At 73.7% G+C, this 16,980-nt stretch carries 15 protein-coding genes; 4 read left to right on the top strand and 11 right to left on the bottom strand.

Features of this window, described 5'->3' with window-relative positions:
* Window positions 1-58 precede the first annotated feature (58 nt).
* A complete protein-coding gene (gene trhO, locus ABD784_RS08190) occupies window positions 59-1,012 on the bottom strand; it encodes an oxygen-dependent tRNA uridine(34) hydroxylase TrhO (protein WP_344882670.1) in 954 nt (317 codons plus the stop codon).
* Window positions 1,013-1,207: 195 nt separating this feature from the next.
* On the opposite strand from trhO, the gene ABD784_RS08195 reads away from it, so the two are divergent.
* Both ABD784_RS08195 and ABD784_RS08200 read left to right on the top strand, forming a co-directional pair.
* Entirely contained in the window at window positions 1,208-1,873 is a 666-nt protein-coding gene (locus ABD784_RS08195; RefSeq protein ID WP_344882674.1) for a GNAT family N-acetyltransferase, read from the top strand.
* Window positions 1,825-4,263: a DEAD/DEAH box helicase gene (locus ABD784_RS08200; RefSeq protein WP_344882677.1), complete on the top strand. Its 2,439-nt coding sequence runs from the start codon at window positions 1,825-1,827 to the stop codon at window positions 4,261-4,263. Before ABD784_RS08195 ends, ABD784_RS08200 begins: the two co-directional genes overlap by 49 nt.
* Here the strand turns inward: ABD784_RS08200 and ABD784_RS08205 are convergent.
* The 7 genes from ABD784_RS08205 to ABD784_RS08235 all read right to left on the bottom strand — a co-directional run bounded on the left by ABD784_RS08205 (window position 4,260) and on the right by ABD784_RS08235 (window position 9,912).
* Window positions 4,260-4,679 carry an Rv3654c family TadE-like protein gene (locus tag ABD784_RS08205; protein WP_344882680.1) on the bottom strand — a complete coding sequence of 140 codons (420 nt, stop codon included), beginning with the start codon at window positions 4,677-4,679 and terminating at the stop codon, window positions 4,260-4,262. The genes ABD784_RS08200 and ABD784_RS08205 overlap by 4 nt on opposite strands.
* Window positions 4,669-4,983, bottom strand: a complete 315-nt coding sequence (locus ABD784_RS08210; protein WP_344882683.1) for a TadE family type IV pilus minor pilin — start codon at window positions 4,981-4,983, stop codon at window positions 4,669-4,671. The genes ABD784_RS08205 and ABD784_RS08210 overlap by 11 nt, the downstream gene beginning before the upstream one ends.
* Window positions 4,984-5,280: 297 nt before the next feature.
* A complete protein-coding gene (locus ABD784_RS08215) occupies window positions 5,281-5,535 on the bottom strand; it encodes a DUF4244 domain-containing protein (RefSeq protein WP_344882686.1) in 255 nt (84 codons plus the stop codon).
* A 180-nt stretch (window positions 5,536-5,715) separates the two neighbouring features.
* Window positions 5,716-6,330 carry a type II secretion system F family protein gene (locus ABD784_RS08220; protein ID WP_344882689.1) on the bottom strand — a complete coding sequence of 205 codons (615 nt, stop codon included), beginning with the start codon at window positions 6,328-6,330 and terminating at the stop codon, window positions 5,716-5,718.
* The gene (locus ABD784_RS08225) at window positions 6,327-7,178 is read right to left on the bottom strand and encodes a type II secretion system F family protein (protein WP_344882692.1); all 852 of its coding nucleotides are present in this window, start codon (window positions 7,176-7,178) and stop codon (window positions 6,327-6,329) included. The genes ABD784_RS08220 and ABD784_RS08225 overlap by 4 nt, the downstream gene beginning before the upstream one ends.
* A complete protein-coding gene (locus ABD784_RS08230; protein ID WP_344882695.1) occupies window positions 7,175-8,611 on the bottom strand; it encodes a TadA family conjugal transfer-associated ATPase in 1,437 nt (478 codons plus the stop codon). Before ABD784_RS08230 ends, ABD784_RS08225 begins: the two co-directional genes overlap by 4 nt.
* A complete protein-coding gene (locus ABD784_RS08235) occupies window positions 8,608-9,912 on the bottom strand; it encodes a CpaE-like family protein (protein WP_344882698.1) in 1,305 nt (434 codons plus the stop codon). Before ABD784_RS08235 ends, ABD784_RS08230 begins: the two co-directional genes overlap by 4 nt.
* Before the next feature lie 144 nt (window positions 9,913-10,056).
* Between ABD784_RS08235 and ABD784_RS08240 the strand changes: the two genes are divergently transcribed.
* Complete coding sequence (locus tag ABD784_RS08240) at window positions 10,057-11,874, top strand: bifunctional 3'-5' exonuclease/DNA polymerase (RefSeq protein WP_344882701.1); 1,818 nt, start codon at window positions 10,057-10,059, stop codon at window positions 11,872-11,874.
* 26 nt (window positions 11,875-11,900) lie between these two features.
* Here ABD784_RS08240 and ABD784_RS08245 read toward each other — a convergent pair whose 3' ends face one another.
* From ABD784_RS08245 to ABD784_RS08255, 3 genes are read right to left on the bottom strand one after another with little or no spacing between them, the layout of a single operon-like run.
* Window positions 11,901-12,608: an NUDIX hydrolase gene (locus tag ABD784_RS08245; protein ID WP_344882704.1), complete on the bottom strand. Its 708-nt coding sequence runs from the start codon at window positions 12,606-12,608 to the stop codon at window positions 11,901-11,903.
* 10 nt (window positions 12,609-12,618) lie between these two features.
* Window positions 12,619-13,434: an endonuclease III gene (gene nth, locus ABD784_RS08250; protein WP_344882707.1), complete on the bottom strand. Its 816-nt coding sequence runs from the start codon at window positions 13,432-13,434 to the stop codon at window positions 12,619-12,621.
* Window positions 13,435-13,437: 3 nt separating this feature from the next.
* The gene (locus ABD784_RS08255) at window positions 13,438-14,553 is read right to left on the bottom strand and encodes a hypothetical protein (RefSeq protein ID WP_344882710.1); all 1,116 of its coding nucleotides are present in this window, start codon (window positions 14,551-14,553) and stop codon (window positions 13,438-13,440) included.
* 290 nt (window positions 14,554-14,843) lie between these two features.
* On the opposite strand from ABD784_RS08255, the gene acs reads away from it, so the two are divergent.
* Window positions 14,844-16,826 (top strand): acetate--CoA ligase, encoded by a 1,983-nt coding sequence (gene acs / locus ABD784_RS08260; RefSeq protein ID WP_344882713.1) that lies wholly within the window; start codon window positions 14,844-14,846, stop codon window positions 16,824-16,826.
* Window positions 16,827-16,980 lie beyond the last annotated feature (154 nt).

The raw sequence follows: 16,980 nt of genomic DNA on the forward strand, positions 1-16,980 counted from the left end.
CCGTCCGTCTGAGATCTGGACGGGTCGACGGCCGGATCGTGCCCGGTTCCGGCGCCGCTCAACGGGCCGCCGCCTCGTCGGTCCCGGCCGCCGGGGCCGCCGCCGTCGTACTGCGCCCGCCGCCCGCCGCGCAGTCCGGGCACAGCCGCTTCGCCTCGTCCTGGGCGCAGTTGGCGCAGAAGAGCCGCAGGTTCCGGCAGGCGAGGTCGGCGCAGTTCTCGAATTTGTTGGTGCCCGTGCCGCAGCCCACGCAGCGGCCGATCGTGACGGCCTCGGGAGTGAACTCGAGGTGCATGCGCTTGTCGAAGACGTACAGCGAGCCCTCCCACAGCCCCGAGTCGCCATAGGCCTCGCCGTAGCGGGCGATGCCGCCCTGCAACTGGTAGACCTCCTTGAACCCGCGCTTGACCATGAGCGAGGAGAGGACCTCGCAGCGGATGCCGCCCGTGCAGTACGTCACGACCGGCTTGTCCTTGAGGTCGTCGTACTTGCCGGAGTCGAGCTCCGCGACGAAGTCGTGCGTGGTCCTCACGTCGGGCACGACGGCGTCCTTGAACCGGCCGATCTCGGCCTCGAAGGCGTTGCGCCCGTCGAAGAACACGACCTCCTCGCCCGCGGCCCGCTTCCGGTCGACCAGCTCGTGGAGCTCCTCCGGGCGCAGGTGCTCGCCGCCGCCGACGACGCCGTTCTCGTCGACCTCGAGCTCGTCCGGGGCACCGAAGGACACGATCTCCTCCCTGGCCTTGACGGAGATGCGCGGGAAGTCCTCGGCCGATCCCTCGGACCACTTGACGTCCAGCCGCTTGAACGCGGGGTGCTCGCGCGTCGCCTTCACATAGGCCTTCAGCGCCCGGACCTCGCCGCCCGCAGTCCCGTTGATCCCGTGCCGGGAGACGATGACGCGCCCCTTGAGCCCGTGCTGCTCGAGGAGCGAGCGCTGCCAGAGGCGGATCGCCTCCGGATCGGAGATCGGGGCGAAGGCGTAGTAGAGCACGATGCGGTTCACAGACACCCTTCAAGGGTACTGTCCGGCGCCCGGGGCGGGCACGCCGCCGGCACGACGGGACCCGCTCGACGGCGGCGCCCGGCAGCCGCCGTCGCGGCCGCCGCGACGCCGCCGATCCGGTGCGCCGCGCGCGTTTTCCGCTTCGGCAACAGTTGTGCATCGACGCTGCCGGAGCCCGCACCGTCGCGGTAGGGTCATGGCATGGGATCGACTGCGAGTGACGAACTGATCAAGACGTGGGTGACCGGCTGGTCCTCGGCCCGGGGATACGACAGCCGGCACGAGGGCCGCGTCCACGCGGCCCTGCGCCACGACACGATCGGCGACTGGGAGTACGTCATCCACGAGCCGTCGCTCGGCGAGCTCTCCGCGATCGCGGAGACGCTCCAGAAGCACCCGGCGCGCCGATTGACCGTCTTCGTGGAGGACCCCGAGGGCTTCCTCGAGGCCACGGGCGACCTGGCCCTCGTGACCGTCGACGCCAACGACGTGCTGATGGTCACCGACATGGGCGACCAGGACGTCGAGCTCCCCCGCAATCCCGAGGGCTTCGTCCTCCAGACGGAGCGCGACGGCACCCGGTCCTACGTCTCCGTGCATCTGGAGGACGATGCGGACGTCGTCGCGGCCAGCGGCCACGTCTCGGTGGTGGACGGCTTCGCGGTCTTCGACCGGATCATCACCGCTCCCGAGTTCCGCCGTCGGGGCCTGGGCTCCTTCGTCATGCGCGCGCTCGCCTCCCTCGCGCTCGAGCACGACGTCGAGGAGGGACTGCTCGTCGCGTCCCTCGACGGGCAGGCGCTCTACGGGTACCTGGGATGGACGCCGCTGGGTGCCATGGTGACTCTGGAGGCAGCGCAGAGCTGAGCAGCCCACTCTTTCCCGGCGACCGTCCGGCGGACGCTCCGGCGACGGCCGGTACGACCCCCGGGGGCGCCAGCGCGTTCCAGGTCAGCCACGGTTCGCTGATCCCGCTGCTCGGATCGGGCACCGCTCCCGAGCAGCTCCTGCACACCCAGGTGCTCCCCGCCCGCGATGCCGTGCCCGGGCCGTGGCCCGAGTGGGCGGACTCTCGCGTGGTCGCCGCCTACCAACGCCTCGGCGTCGACCGACCGTGGCTCCACCAGGTCCAGGCCGCCGTGAGCGCCCACGGCGGCGAGCACGTCGTCATCGCCACCGGGACGGCCTCCGGCAAGTCGCTCGCCTACCAGCTGCCGGCGCTGAACCGCATCGTCACGTCCGCCGAGGCGGCCCCCAACGGCGACGGCGCGACCGTCCTGTACCTCTCGCCCACCAAGGCGCTCGCGGCCGACCAGCTCGCGGCGGTCGCCGCGCTCGGCCTGCCCCATGTTCGTGCGGCGACCTACGATGGCGACACCGAGCAGGGTGAGCGGCGGTGGCTGCGCGACCACGGGAACTTCCTGCTGAGCAACCCGGACATGCTGCACTACGGGATCCTGCCCAACCATGCATGGTGGTCGCGCTTCTTCAAGCGGCTGGCCTTCGTCGTGGTCGACGAGGCGCACAGCTACCGCGGCGTGTTCGGCTCGCACGTGGCGAACCTGCTGCGCCGCCTCCGCCGGGTCTGCGCGCACTACGGCTCCGCGCCGGTCTTCATCGGCGCCTCGGCGACGAGCGCGGAGCCCGCCGACTCGTTCGGACGGCTGATCGGCGACCGGGCCACGGCCGTGACCACCGACTTCTCGCCGCACGGGCAGACCACGGTGGCCCTGTGGGAGCCCCCGTTGACCGACGCCCGGGGCGAGAACGGCGCTCCGCGACGACGGACCTCGATCGCCGAGACGTCGGACCTGATCGCCAACCTCGTCTGCGAGCGCGTCCGCACCATCGGCTTCATCAAGTCGCGGCGCGGGGCCGAGACGATCGCCTCGATCACACAGAGCATGCTCGACGAGGTCCACCCCGAGCTGCGCGGCCGGGTCGCCGCGTACCGCTCCGGCTACCTCCCCGAGGAGCGGCGCGAGCTCGAGCGGCAGCTGCGCTCGGGCGAACTGCTCGCGATCGCCTCCACACCGGCACTGGAGCTCGGGATCGATGTGTCCGGACTGGACGCCGTCGTGGTGGCCGGCTGGCCGGGGACCCGCGCGTCGTTCTACCAGCAGATCGGCCGCGCCGGACGAGCCGGCCAGGACGCGCTCGCCGTGTTCGTCGCCAGCGACGACCCGCTCGACACGTATCTGGCGCACCACCCGGAGGCGATCTTCGAGACGCCGGTCGAGGCGACGGTCTTCGACCCGGCGAACCCCTACGTGCTCGGCCCCCACCTCTGTGCTGCGGCTGCCGAGCATCCCCTGCGGCGGGAGGACGTCGACCTGTTCGGGCCCACGGCCGGGGAGCTGCTGGATCGGCTGGTCGAGCGCGGCTACCTCCGTCGGCGTCCCTCCGGCTGGTACTGGACCCACCCGGAGTCCGCGGCCGCCATGGTCAACCTCCGGGCCGACGGCGGCGGGCCGGTCAGCCTCATCGACGCGGACTCCGGCACCCTGCTGGGAACGATGGACTCGCCGCAGACGCACTATCAGGCGCACCCGGATGCCGTGTACGTCCACCAGGGACAGACCTACCTCGTCGAGGAGCTCAACGAGCAGGACCACTGCGTCCTGGTCCGGAGGGCGAATCCCAACTATTACACGCAGGCCCGGGACATCACCAGCGTCGAGGTGCTCGAGGTCGAGACCTCCGTCGAGTGGGGCGACGTGCGGATGCACTACGGGGACGTCCGGGTCACCACGCAGGTAGTGGGATTCCAGCGGAAGTCCATCTCCAGCAACGAGATCCTGGGCGAGGAACCGCTCGACCTGGAGCCGAGGGACCTGAACACCAAGGCGGTCTGGTTCACGATCCCGGAGGCAGCCATGGTCTCGGCCGGCGTCGCCCCGGACGAGATCCCGGGCGCCCTGCACGCCGCCGAGCACGCCGCGATCGGCCTCCTGCCGCTGGTAGCGACCAGCGACCGGTGGGACATCGGCGGGGTCTCCACGGCGATGCACGCTGACACCGAGTCGCCGGCGATCTTCGTCTACGACGGCCATCCCGGCGGCGCCGGCTTCGTAGAGCGCGGCTTCCAGCGGGCCCGGACGTGGCTCGCCGCCACGCTGGACGCCATCGAGGCCTGCGAGTGCGAGTGGGGCTGCCCGTCCTGCGTGCAATCGCCGAAGTGCGGGAACAAGAACAACCCGTTGAGCAAGGCGGGCGCCACCACCCTGCTGCGCCGGCTGCTGCGCGACTCGCACTAGCGTTCCGCCGCGGGGAGCCATGGCGCCGGCGGCGGGCCGGCCCGGGACGTGCCCGTGGCCTCCAGCGGAGGGGGTCCTCCGCCGGGCCACGGGGCCCACTCCCCGACGAGGCCGACTGACGTCGTCACGTCCACGATGCCACCGCCTCCGCTCCGACGGCAGGCGGCGAGTTCGGCGTCGTTCCGCTCGGCCACCTCCGCCGCGACGGCGCAGGGCTCTCCGCTGGCCAGTCCGCGGGCGGCATCGGCTGCGGCCAGTGCCGCCAGATCGGCGGCCGCCGACGCACGCGTGGCCTGCACCGCGACGTGGGTGAGCGCCAGCACCGCGGCGAGGGCGAAGGAGACGGCGGAGACGACCGAGATCATCAGCACCGTGCCCGAGCCGCGCTCGGTGGGGGCGGGAGTCTCAGCGGGCATCCGGAAAGGCCTCCGTCCGGGCCTGCGCCGTCGCCTCCAGCGTGAACGCCTCGCTGCCGATCAGCGGGATCCGGACGGATCGGCTGAGGCTGGCGGAGCTGTACTCGCCTCCGGCCGAGATGCTGATCCGCGCCCCGGGGCCGGCATGGCGCCGCGCCGCCGCGGTCGCGGCCGCTGGCCCCTCGCCGCGCGCGAGTTCGCGTGCCGCCGCCCGCGCTCCCTCCTCGAGCTGGATCTGCCCGACTCCGACAGCTCCGATGCCGAGCCCGGCGACGAGGAGCAGGGCGACCGCGGGGAGCAGCACCGCTACTTCGGCGGTGCTGCTCCCCGCGTCGCCCCGACCCGCATCGACCCGAGCGGTGTTGCCCCGGGCCTTGTTGCCCCGGCCTATGGCGGCCCGGTCCGCGTCGCACCAGTCCGACTCGCTCCGGCACGGTGCACCGCGTCGAGCTGCGGCCGGCCGCCGCCTCGGCGCCCCGCCTGGAGGCAGGGCTCGCTCGGCCGACTCGTCGCCGGGTCGGCTGCGGTCCGTTCGGACTGGACGCTTCATCTCGGGTCTCCTCGTTCTCGGACCGTGGGGCCGGGCCGCTCGTTCGCCGGGTCAGTACGAGAGAGCCTTCTGGACCAGGCCCATGAGGAGCTCGCTGACGTCGCCGCTGGAGAGGACCGTCACGAGCACCCCCGCGAAGGCCACCGCGGCGAGGGCGACGATCGCGAACTCTGCGGTGGCGATCCCCTGCTCGCCGGCCCACTCCGGCCCGGCGAAGGTGAGCTGCTCCTGCCCTGCGTCCTGGAACTGGCTGAGATCGACGACATCCGCGATCTCCTCGGTCGGTACTGCTGCTGCGTGCTGCATGGCTCCTGCCTTCCTTCGATGCTGCGGCCACCGGATTCGCTGGCCTGATCACCAGCGTGCGCGGACTCGGGCCGGTCCCGTGCGGTCGGACCGCGACCTCTGCAGAACTCGCGGCCCCGTCCCCGGTGTGGAGGGCGAGTCGGAGGGCGCGAGCGCCGGGCGCCTCGAGCGGAAGCCCGGTCAGAACTCCGGCATCATCGAGATCACCAAGGGCAGGATTCCGATGCAGATGAAGGCCGGCAGCGCGCACAGGCCGAGCGGCACCACGAGTCGGACGCCCAGCTCGGCAGCACGCCGCTCTGCGGCGCGCGCCGCGGCACGGCGGTGCTCGGCGGCTGTGGTGCGCAGCAGCCTCGCCGCCGCGGCGCCGGAGCGGTGGGCGAACCCGAGGGCCTCAGCGAGTGGCCGGAACGAGGGCGGAGCCTCGGCCCAGGCCCGCTCCCACTCCACGGAGGCCAGGACGGCCTGGGCGACCCGGGCCAACGGCTCGCACCCCGGCACGACGCGTGCCAGGGTCGTCAGCACCCCCGTCACGGGCTGCCCTGCCTGCAGCAGTCCAGCACTGAGTTCCAGCAGGAGCGGCACATCGGCGTCGTCCACCGGACCCGCCTCCGCACCGTCGCCCGGCTTCCCGGCTCCGTCCGCACGGGCAGGGCCCGCGCCGACGGAGCCGTTGGCCGTCCGGCCCCCGAGTCGGCTCGTGCTGCTGCTCTGGCCCCATCTCGCCGTCGATCCCAGGCCGATCCAGACCGAGACACCGACCGCGAACGCGGCCAGCAGCACCAGAGAGCTCACGGCCGATCACCGGCGGGGCGCCGACTCCCGTCCGCCCCGCGCACGTCGTCGCCGGCCGCCGGTCGGGCGCCGGCCCCTGTCCGGCCCCGCGCGCCGCGCATCAGCCTGCGGGTCCAGGCCTGATTCACGAACCAGAAGGCCACGCCCGCCGAGAAGCTGAGCTGGGCGAGCGGGTTGCCGAGGAACAGCTCCACCGGCCGGGCGCCGAGCAGCACGGCGAGCAGGAAGCCGATCGCCGGGAGCCCGGCCAGCATGCGGGCCGTGGCCCGGGGACCGGCGAGCGCCGACTGCCGAGACCGGTGGAGGTCGTAGGCCGCCTCGGTCTGCTCGGCCAGCCGTTCCAACAGCACCGCCAGGGGCGCCCCGGTCTCCTCGCTGAGGCGCAGGCACCAGTGCACCCGTTCCCACACCGGGGCATAGGGACTGCGTTCGGCATGCCGTCGGATGCCGTGGGAGGACGGGTGGCCCAGGGTGTGCGCGGTCCGGGCAGCCGTCGCGGCGGCGACGATATCGTCACGCCGCCGGCGCTCCGGGGCGTCGGCGGCCGGGCCGGACGACCACGTCATGGCCAGCATCTCCCACGCCTCGGCCGGGATACGCCCCGAGTCCAGGAGGGACGCCGCCTGCCGCAATGCCCGCGTATGGGCCTCGACCTCTCGATCGCCGGCCCGGTCCAGCCAGGCGTCCAGCAGTCTTGCGCCGAGGCGCCCCTGCACCCGGCCGACGCTCTCCCGTCCCCCGCAGACCGTGCGCGCCGGGATCGGCGGTGCGGCTCGCCGCGGGAACAGGAGCAGCACGGCCAACGCGGCAGCGACTGCCGCAGCGATGATGAGGCCTTCCCGGCTCATGCGGTGTCCCGGACCGGCTCGACCCGGTGCCGGGCCGCGGCGCGTCCTCCGGCCTCCTCCGCGGTCCCGGTCTCGGCCCCCGCCCCTGTCGCTGTCGCCGTCGCTCGTGCTGTCGCGAGCATCTCGGCCGGCAGGCCGTGCTCGATCAGGGGCCCGAGGAGCCGCGGGGCCTCGGACGTCAGCTCGAGCCGCCCCTCGGGTCCCGTCCGGGCGACCGTCACGGACGTCAGCGCACCGCCGCGGAGTTCGACCGCCGCCAGCGCCTCGGGGCCCCGCCGAGGCGTCCCGGAGCCGGGGACGGCCCCGGGAGGGCGGTTCGCCCCCGGTGGCGCGGAGGGGGCCCGGGCCCCGGCTGCGCGGGGACGGCGCATGTGGACAACGAAGTCCACCGCGCTGGCCGCCTGCAGGGCCGTCGCCTCGGGACCGAGGCCCGCCAGCGCCCCCATGGCCGTCAGCCGGGCGGGCACCGCGTCGGTCGAGCTCGCATGCAGCGTCCCGCCCGCGCCGTCGTGCCCGGTATTCATGGCGGCGAGGAAGTCGCGGAGCTCCGCGCCACGGCACTCCCCGACGATCAGACGGTCGGGCCGCATCCGCAGCGACTGGCGGACGAGTTCGTCGAGGGCGACGGCCCCGGCGCCTTCCACGTTGCCGGCGCGGCACTGCAGATTCACCACGTGGGGGTGGTCCGGGGCGAGTTCGTGGGAGTCCTCGACCACGATGAGGCGCTCGGATTCCGGTGCCGCGGCCAGCATCGCGCTCAGCAGGGTCGTCTTCCCGGATCCCGTCCCGCCGCTGATCAGGAAGTTCGTCCGCGCCGCGACGATGCTGCGCAGGACCGGCAGCCACGGGCTGTCCGTCCCGAGCAGGCCCTCGAGGTGGACGCTGGCGGAGGCCCGGACGCGCACGGAGACCACGGGTCCGCCCGTGGCGACGGGCGGCAGGACCGCATGGACGCGGTAGGGACCCAGGACGACGTCGCCGCACGGTTCGGCCTCGTCGAGCCTCCGCCCGCCGGCGGCGACGAGGCGGACAGCGAGCCGCCGAACGGACTCCGCGTCCGGGAACCGGTAGTCGGCCCGCCGCAGGCCCTCTGCTCCGTCGACCCAGACGGCTCCCTCGCCGTCGACCAGGACGTCCGTCACGCCCACGAGCTCCGCGTAGCGCTGCAGCGGCCCGAGCCCCGTGAGCTCCTCCTGGAGCACACGCACCACCCGGGCCGTGGAGCCGCTCCCGACCACGAGGCCCGACGCCCGGACGGCATCCGCCACATCGGCGCCCGTGATCCGTCCGGCCTGGGTCAGCGCCCGGCTGCGGACCTCCTCCAGCAGGCGCTCGTCGAGATAGCGGTCCCCGGGTCCCTGGGCGTCGCCGTTCGTCCTCTCGTCGGCAGCGCCGCCGACCGTCACGTCCCGGCTCGATGCACGGCGGCTCATCGCGCGGCTCCCTGTCCGGCGGTCCGAGCTGTCACCGGCTCCGCTTCGACGCGATGCTCGTCCGCCGGCGGAGGCGAGGCCTGGGCCGGTGGCTGCACGCCGTCGGCGGGCGGTACGCAGAGAACGAGGAGGGGCTCGATCCGCCGGGCCACGGCCCTCCTGGCGGCCGCACGCAGGAGCCGCCCCTCGGTGCCCGCCCGGCGCACCGAGGCCATCCGTGGAAGGTGCCCAGCGAGCGGGATTCCGGCGTGCCGGGCGATGGACGGTGAGTCCGCCCCGGTGGGCAGGGGGCCGGTGACCACGGCGTAGGCCAGCCCGCCGGCGGCCGCCAGCCGGCCCCCGGAGAGGCCCAGCCGCGCCGCCCGCGCGGCGGGGATCGCGTGGAACGTCGCGTGGGCCAGCTCGGCTGCTTGCGGCGGGATGCCACGGCCGCCGTCGACCACGACGACCTGGAAGGCCCGCGCTGCCGCGGCGAGCACCTCGCGCAGAACGGAACCGGGCCTGTTGCCCGGCCGCTGGCCCTGTTGAAGAGGCCCCGCCGGGAACGCGGAGAGACCGTCGAGGCTCGTCATGATCCGGAGACCGTCGACGGCGGGGAGCATCTCCAGCAGTTGCTGGGGCGGGATCCGGCCGTGCGAGTCGACGGTGTCCTCCCAGCTGAGGCCCTCCGCGGACCCGGGGCCGAGAACCGGCCAGAGTCCCGCGCCGGCGGCGTCGGCGTCCACCAGCACGGCGGAGTACCCGGCGCGCGCCGCGGCCACGGCGGTCAGCGCCGCGGCCGTGGTCGTCCCGGCGCCCCCGCTGGCGCCGAGGAACACGCTGACCCGGCCCTCGCCTCCGGTCGTCGCGAGAGCCCCGAGGTACTCGCCGAGCCACGCGGACGCCTCCGGCAGGATCGCCACGCGCGCGCCCGGGTGGACGGCTGCGGCCCGCCAGAGGCGGTCCTGGTCCCCGGCCGTTCCGGTGAGGATCATGCCTCCCGCCGCGCCGAGGCCGCCCGCAGTCCCACCCCAGGCGCCGTTCCCCGTGGCGTCTGCGGCCCCGTCGAACGCGTCCAGCCCATCGGCGGCCACGAGGAGGACCCCGCCCGGGGCGACGGCGGGGAGGGTCGACGCCTCGGTGTGCACGGTCAGCTCCGCGCCCGCCGCCGCGGCGATCAGTGCCACGAGGTCGGCGTGCGACGTGTCGGAGGTGAGCAGGTGGCAGCCTGCCCGCTGCGGCGCGCCCCGCGGACGCTCGCCGGGCCTCCTCCCCGGTGCGGCGGTCGCGGCCGGCGCGGCGACGAATCTCTGCTCGTTCATGTGCGCCAGCCTCCCGCAGCGTCCCCTCCCAGGACCTCGGCGGGACCCGCCTGTGGATGACGGGCCGGGGAGACGTGGGCTGTGGAGGACGAGTCCCCGAGCACGCCGACGCATTCTGTGGTGCGCCCCTGCCACAATGGCCGTGTGCATGAATCGAGCGGGGAGCGTCCCTCCTATGTCGTCGTCGCCGCCTGGTCCGCGGAGGCGAGGGCGGACGCGTTCGACCTGCGCCGACTGCCCGAGAAGCACGATGCGCCCCCGCCCCGCCGGGACGGCTCCGAGGACACAGAACCCCTGGGCGCCGTCCTGTTCCTCGATGCCCACGGCCAGCCGACGCTGCCCGTCCAGTCCTTCACCTTCGCCGACCTCGCCGACCTCGTCACGTACTGCGAGTCGCGTGCCCTGCGCTGGGTCTGGGAGTCGACCCGCCGCTGGTACGCCGTCCTGCTCAGCGACTCGCACACCGTGGACCGGGCCTGGGACGTCGGACTGATCCGGACGATCCTCCGCCGCTCCCCCGTCACCGCGGGGAGCGCCTACGCGCAGGCCCTCCCCGCCGAGGGCGCCGAGGACACCGGCGCCCGCGAGCCGGAGCACGACGGCGGCCGCAGGCCCGGGATCGACGCGCCCCCGGGCCAGGGCTCACTGTTCGCAGCGCCTGCCGCGACCGGTCCGAGCGTCGAGACAGTGGCCGCGGAATTCCGGGCCCAGCACGCCGCCATCCCGGCCGACGTGCCCGGGCGCAAGCTCGAGCTGCTCGCCACGGCCGAGACCGTCGGCGCCCTCATCGCCGCGGAGATCCGCGCCACAGGGATGCCGTGGCGGGCCGACATCCACCGGGCCCTGCTGGAGGAGCGGCTGGGGCCCCGGCCGGCCGACGGGCACCGTCCGGTCAAGCTCGAGGCGGTCGCGAACCGCCTGCGAGAGCAGCTCGACTCACCCCGGCTCAACCCCGACTCGCCGCAGGAGCTGCTCCGCGCTCTGCACCGCGTCGGGATCGACGTTCGCGGTACCAGCCAGTGGGAGCTCGCCGACCACGACCATCCCGCCCTCGAGACGCTCGAGGAGTACAAGCGATTGTCCCGCCTGTTCACCGCCAACGGGTGGGCGTGGCTCGAGGCGTGGATCCGCGACGGCCGGTTCTGGCCCGACTACACGGTCGGCGGAGTGGTGACCGGCCGGTGGTCCGCGCGCGGCGGCGGCGCCCTCCAGATTCCGGCGACCATCCGTTCCGCCGTCCACGCGGACTACGGCTCGAAGCTGGTGGTGGCCGACGCGGCCCAGCTCGAGCCGCGCATCCTCGCGGCCATGAGCGGCGACGAGGCGCTCGCGGCCGCGTCGACCGGCAAGGACCTCTACCAGGGCATCGCGAACATGGGATTCGGCGGCGACCGCAGCCAGGCCAAGCTCGCGATGCTCGGCGCCATGTACGGACAGACGACGGGCGAGGCCGGCCGTCTCATGGGCCAGCTGAGCAGGACGTTCGGTCCCGCCGTCGGGCTGGTGGAGCAGGCCGCCCGCAACGGCGAGGCCGGACGGATCGTCACGTCCTTCCTGGGGCGGGGCTCGCCCGCGCCGGATGCGGCCTACGCGGCGGCCCGCCGGGCCGCCAACGCCCTCGATGCGACGGCGGCCGATCAGGCGCGCGCCGACTCCGTCGCCCGCGCCCGTGGCCGCTTCACCCGGAACTTCGTGGTCCAGGGCACGGCCGCGGAGTGGGCCCTGTGCTGGCTCGGCCAGATCCGCCATGGCCTGCGCGACCGGCTGCCGGACCTCAGCTCGCGGATCGTCTTCTTCCTCCACGACGAGGTCATGCTCCACGTCCCCCACGGGCAGGTCGACGAGGTCGTGGCCATCGTCCACGAGGCCGCGGCGAGGGCCACAGCGCTGGTGTTCCGCTCCGACCTCGTGGAGACGCCGGTGACCGTCGCCGTCGTCGACTCCTACGATCAGGCGAAGTAGCGGGCCAGCAGGGCCGCTCTCCGCGCCTAGCGGCGGACGCGGTGCTCCCGGGTCCGGTCCCACTCGCGCGTCCAGCCGAGCTCGTCGAAGATCGACGAGACGATGAGCGCGGTGAAGCCCCAGATGAGCGTGCCGTCCACGAGGAATCCGGGCCCCTCGAAACGGCGTCCCTCGTGCTCCAGCACCGTCAGCACCCGGTTCCCGGGGTCGAGCAGGTCCGCGACCGGCGCGCGGAAGACGTGCGCCGACTCGGCCGGGTCGACGACGAAGACCTCCGACGGCTCGGCCCACCAGCCGAGGACCGGTGTGACGAGGAAGTCCGTCACCGGCAGCTCGCGATCCACGAGCGTCCCGAGCACCTCGACGCCGGCGGGGTCCAGGCCGGTCTCCTCCTCCGCCTCGCGGAGGGCCGCCCCGACCACCGACGCGTCGGTCGCGTCGACCTTGCCGCCCGGGAAGGCGACCTGGCCCGCGTGCTGGCGCAGCGTCGCCGCACGCTCCACGAACAACAGGTCCAGGTCCTCCGGGACGACCTCGGAGGCGTGCTCGGCGAGACGCTCGTCGAGCCGGCCGAACAGGATCAGCACGGCGGCATGCCGCAGTGCCGCCGGGTCGGCTGCGGCGAGGCTCGACTGGTGCGGCAGACGGGTGTCGGCTCCCTCCGCCCGCAGGACCCGGTGGCGTTCGGCGAGCCGGAGCAATTGGGCGCGCACATCCCGGGCGGTGGCCGTCACTGCGGCCCCCTCATGCGCCGAGGCCGTACCCGAGCTCGCGCAGCTCCTGCCGGGTCCGGCCGGACCGCATCAGGCCGAGCAGCTCCTCGCGGCCGGGGGCCAGCTCGTACTTCAGGAGGCGCCGGGCCTTCTCCGGGTCCGTCTCTCCCTCGCCGTAGGACGGGCACCAGGTGGCCACGGGACAGGCCCCACAGGCCGGCTTGCGGGCGTGGCAGATGCGCCGACCGTGGAAGATCACGACCTGCGAGAGCATCGTCCAGTCCCGTTTGTCGAAGAGCTCCCCCACCTCGTGCTCGACTCTCACGGGGTCGTCGGACGCCGTCCAGCCGAATCGCCGGGAGAGCCGGCCGAAGTGCGTGTCCACGGTGATTCCCGGGACGCCGAAGGCATTCGCCAGCACCACATTGGCGGTCTTCCTCCCCACGCCGGGCAGCGTCACGAGGTCGTCCAGCCGGGCCGGGACGTCGCCGTCGTACTCGTCGACGAGGCGCTGGGCCAGCGATTGGATGTTCCGTGCCTTCGCCCGGTAGAAGCCCGTGGGGCGGAGGATCTCCTCCAGCTCGGCCGAGTCCGCCTGGGACAGCGCCAGCGCGTCCGGATACCTCTCGAACAGAAGCGGCGTGGTGGCGTTGATCCGGACGTCGGTGGTCTGCGCGGAGAGGACGGTCGCGATGAGCAGCTCGAACGGCGTCTGGAAGTCGAGTTCCGGAACGGCGTACGGGTACGTCTCCACGAGTCCCCGGTAGATCCTCCGGGCCCGGCGCTTCAAGCCCAGGGCGGACTCTGGGTGGGCGGACCCCGCCCGGCGCTGCTTCTTCTCCGCCACGCCTCAGGCCCGCTGGATCGCTTCGAGGTCGAACAGGAGGCCGATCCGCCCGTCCGTGTGCTGCACCATCAGGTGGTCGCCGCGCTCGGCGAGCGCGAGGTTCCACTCGCCCGGCTGGACCGCGAACAGCGGTCGGCGGGTCTCCGGGTCCATGGCGTCCCGCGGTGCGGGCACGGCGAACCAGAAGGCCTCGCTCGGCTCCGGCGCGGCGTCGCCCGCGTGGTGCGACGGCGACTCGACGCCGGCGCGGACCGCGTCGCCCTGCGCTTCCCGGCCCTCTGCGGGCGACGGCGCGGGCGACGGGGCGGGCGACGGGGAGCCCGAGCGGACGTGCTCCCGTCCGGCGTCCGCGGTGCGGGCGTCGGCCGGTCCCGCGACGACGCCGGCGTGCGCCAGCGCCGGGGCCGCACCGCGTCGGTCGTCACGGCCCTCGAGGTCCTCCGAGCGGTGGCCGCCGGGGCCCACGTCGACGGGCCAGCCGGCCTCCGGGTGGTGCGACTCGTCGGCGGGCGCTGCGGCGGCGGGGCCTGCCGCCCCGGACTCACCCGCCGCGGGCTCACCCGCAGCCGGCCCGGCACCGGCTGCGGCCGCCCGCGAGCGGCGGGGGGCCGGCCGCACCGGGCGGGCCAGCAGCGGGCCTTCACCTGGGGCGAAATCCGCCGCGAACGCCCCGATGTAGGGCGCCGCCGTCGTCCCGCCGACCATGCCGAGCGCCCCCAGGAGGCACAGCACATAGGTGGGGCTCATGAAATTGATGCCCGCGAAGAAGAAGTAGGCCGCCGACAGCACCGCGGCGGCGGAGCCGAGCTGATCGAGCGACAGCGACGCGACGCGCACCTGGGTGCGGCCGGCCAGGCGCCGCCACCCGAACGCCACCCCGATCGAGAGGGGCAGGAGGAAGTACACGAACTGGTTGAACTGCCATCCGGCCTGGAGCCATGCCGTGGTGAGCGCCTGCATGAAGGCGAAGGGCAGGAGCGAGCCGATCAGGACGACGGCCGCGGAGACCATGACCACCAGATCCCGGAGCGTGTACGGCCCCGCGACCGTATCGACCTCCTCGCGCTCCGCCTCGGCCGGCGTCCCCGCCCCCGGGGCGCTGTCGATCCTCGAGCCCATAACCGTCTCCTTGTGCGAGTGCCTGCTGTCTTCCGAGCTTAGTAGTCCGGGCCGATTCCCGCGCCCCCGGGCCTCCTCGGGCAGGGCCCCGCCCCGGACCCGCCGATCGCCCCCGCGCGGCATCCCGACGCTCCGGCCGTGGCCGCCCGCCCCGCGGGCAGTGCGCTGGAACCGCTCATCGCAGATTCCGCGCCTCCCATCCCCGGCCCCGTGACGACGGACACTTAACTCCCGGCGACCGTGTGTAACCTGAGACACAGAAACCCGCCACTGAACGGAAAGGATCCGTCGTGACCGAAGCGACTTCCGCACTGGACAATCTGCTGCACGAGGGGCGCGCCTTCCCGCCCAGCTCAGACTTCGCGGCCAACGCCGTCGCGGACGCCTCGCTCTACGAGCGGGCCGCCGCCGACCGTCTGGGCTACTGGGCCGACCGGGCCCGCGAGACGCTGACCTGGGACGCCGACTTCACCGAGACCCTCGACTGGTCCGGCGCGCCGGTGGCGAAGTGGTTCGTGGGCGGCAAGGTCAACGCCGCGTACAACGCGCTGGACCGCCACGTGGAGGCGGGCCTCGGCGAGCGCGTGGCCATCTACTTCGAGGGGGCCGACGGGGAGTCCCGCACCTACACGTACGCGCAGTTGACGGAGGAGGTGAAGCGGGCCGCCAACGCGTTCTCGTCCCTCGGCGTGGCCAAGGGCGACCGGGTGGCCGTCTACCTGCCGATGATCCCGGAGGCCGTGATCACCATGCTCGCCTGCGCCCGGCTCGGCGCGGTCCACTCCGTGGTGTTCGGCGGGTTCTCCGCCGATGCACTGCGCTCGCGGATCGACGACGCCGAGGCCAAGCTCGTGGTCACGGCCGACGGCACGTGGCGCCGCGGCAAGCCGAGCAGCCTGAAGCCGGCCGTCGACCAGGCCCTGTCCGCCCCGGGCCACACCGTCGACAACGTCCTCGTCGTGCGTCGCAACGGCGAGCCCGTCGAGTGGACCGACGGCCTCGACCGGTGGTGGCACGACGTCGTCCCCGCCGCCAGCGCCGAGCACACCGCCGAGGGGCACGACGCGGAGCACCCGCTCTTCATCCTCTATACCTCCGGCACCACCGGGAAGCCGAAGGGCATCCTCCACACGACCGGCGGCTACCTGGTCCAGTGCGCGGCGACCCACCGGGACACGTTCGACCTGCACCCGGAGACGGACGTCTACTGGTGCACGGCCGACATCGGCTGGGTCACCGGCCACTCCTACGTCGCCTACGCCCCGCTGATCAACGGCGCCACGCAGGTCATGTTCGAGGGAACGCCGGACACGCCGCACCAGGGCATCTGGTGGGAGATCGTCGAGAAGTACAAGGTATCCCTCCTCTACACGGCGCCGACCGCCATCCGCACCTGCATGAAGTGGGGCCGGGAGATCCCGGACCGCTACGACCTCTCGAGCCTCCGGGTCCTCGGGAGCGTCGGGGAGCCCATCAACCCCGAGGCCTGGATGTGGTACCGGGACGTCATCGGCTCCAACGCCGGGAAGAACGGGGAGAAGAAGGAGCACCCCGCGCCGATCGTCGATACCTGGTGGCAGACCGAGACGGGCGCCCACATGATCACGCCCATGCCCGGAGTCACGGCGACCAAGCCCGGCTCGGCCCAGGTGGCGGTGCCGGGCATCACGGTCGACGTCGTGAACGAGACGGGCGAGTCCGTGGCGAACGGCGAGGGCGGCTACCTGGTGGTCCGTGACCCGTGGCCCTCGATGCTGCGCGGCATCTGGGGCGACCCGCAGCGCTTCAAGGACACCTACTGGTCCCGCTTCGAGGGCATGTACTTCGCCGGGGACGGCGCCAAGCGGGACGAGGACGGGGACCTCTGGCTCCTCGGCCGGGTCGACGACGTCATGAACGTCTCCGGCCACCGCCTCTCCACCACGGAGATCGAGTCCGCACTCGTCTCCCACGAGAAGGTCGCCGAGGCAGCGGTCGTGGGCGCCTCGGACCCGACGACCGGCGAGGCCGTCGTCGCGTTCGTCATCCTGCGCGGCAACGCGACCGAGGGCGACGACATCGTCACGGAGCTCCGCAACCACGTCGGCAGCCAGATCGGCCCCATCGCCAAGCCGCGTCACATCCTGGTGGTCCCCGAGCTGCCGAAGACGCGGTCCGGGAAGATCATGCGGCGGCTGCTCAAGGACGTGGCCGAGGGGCGCGAGGTCGGCGATGCGACGACGCTCTCCGATCCGGCGGTCATGACCAAGATCGCGGAGGACATGCGCAAGTAGTCCGGCCGCCCGCGGCGCTGCCGATCGACGGCGGGTCCCGCCCCGGCGAGGGGAGGGACCCGCCGTCGACGTTGCAGCAGGCCCGCGCCCGGGAGACGGTCCGCCGCGCCCAGGAGCCGGTCGGCCGCGCCCGGGCGTCGGTCGGCCGCGCCGC

The organism is Zhihengliuella alba (assembly GCF_039538765.1).
Taxonomy (GTDB): domain Bacteria; phylum Actinomycetota; class Actinomycetes; order Actinomycetales; family Micrococcaceae; genus Zhihengliuella; species Zhihengliuella alba.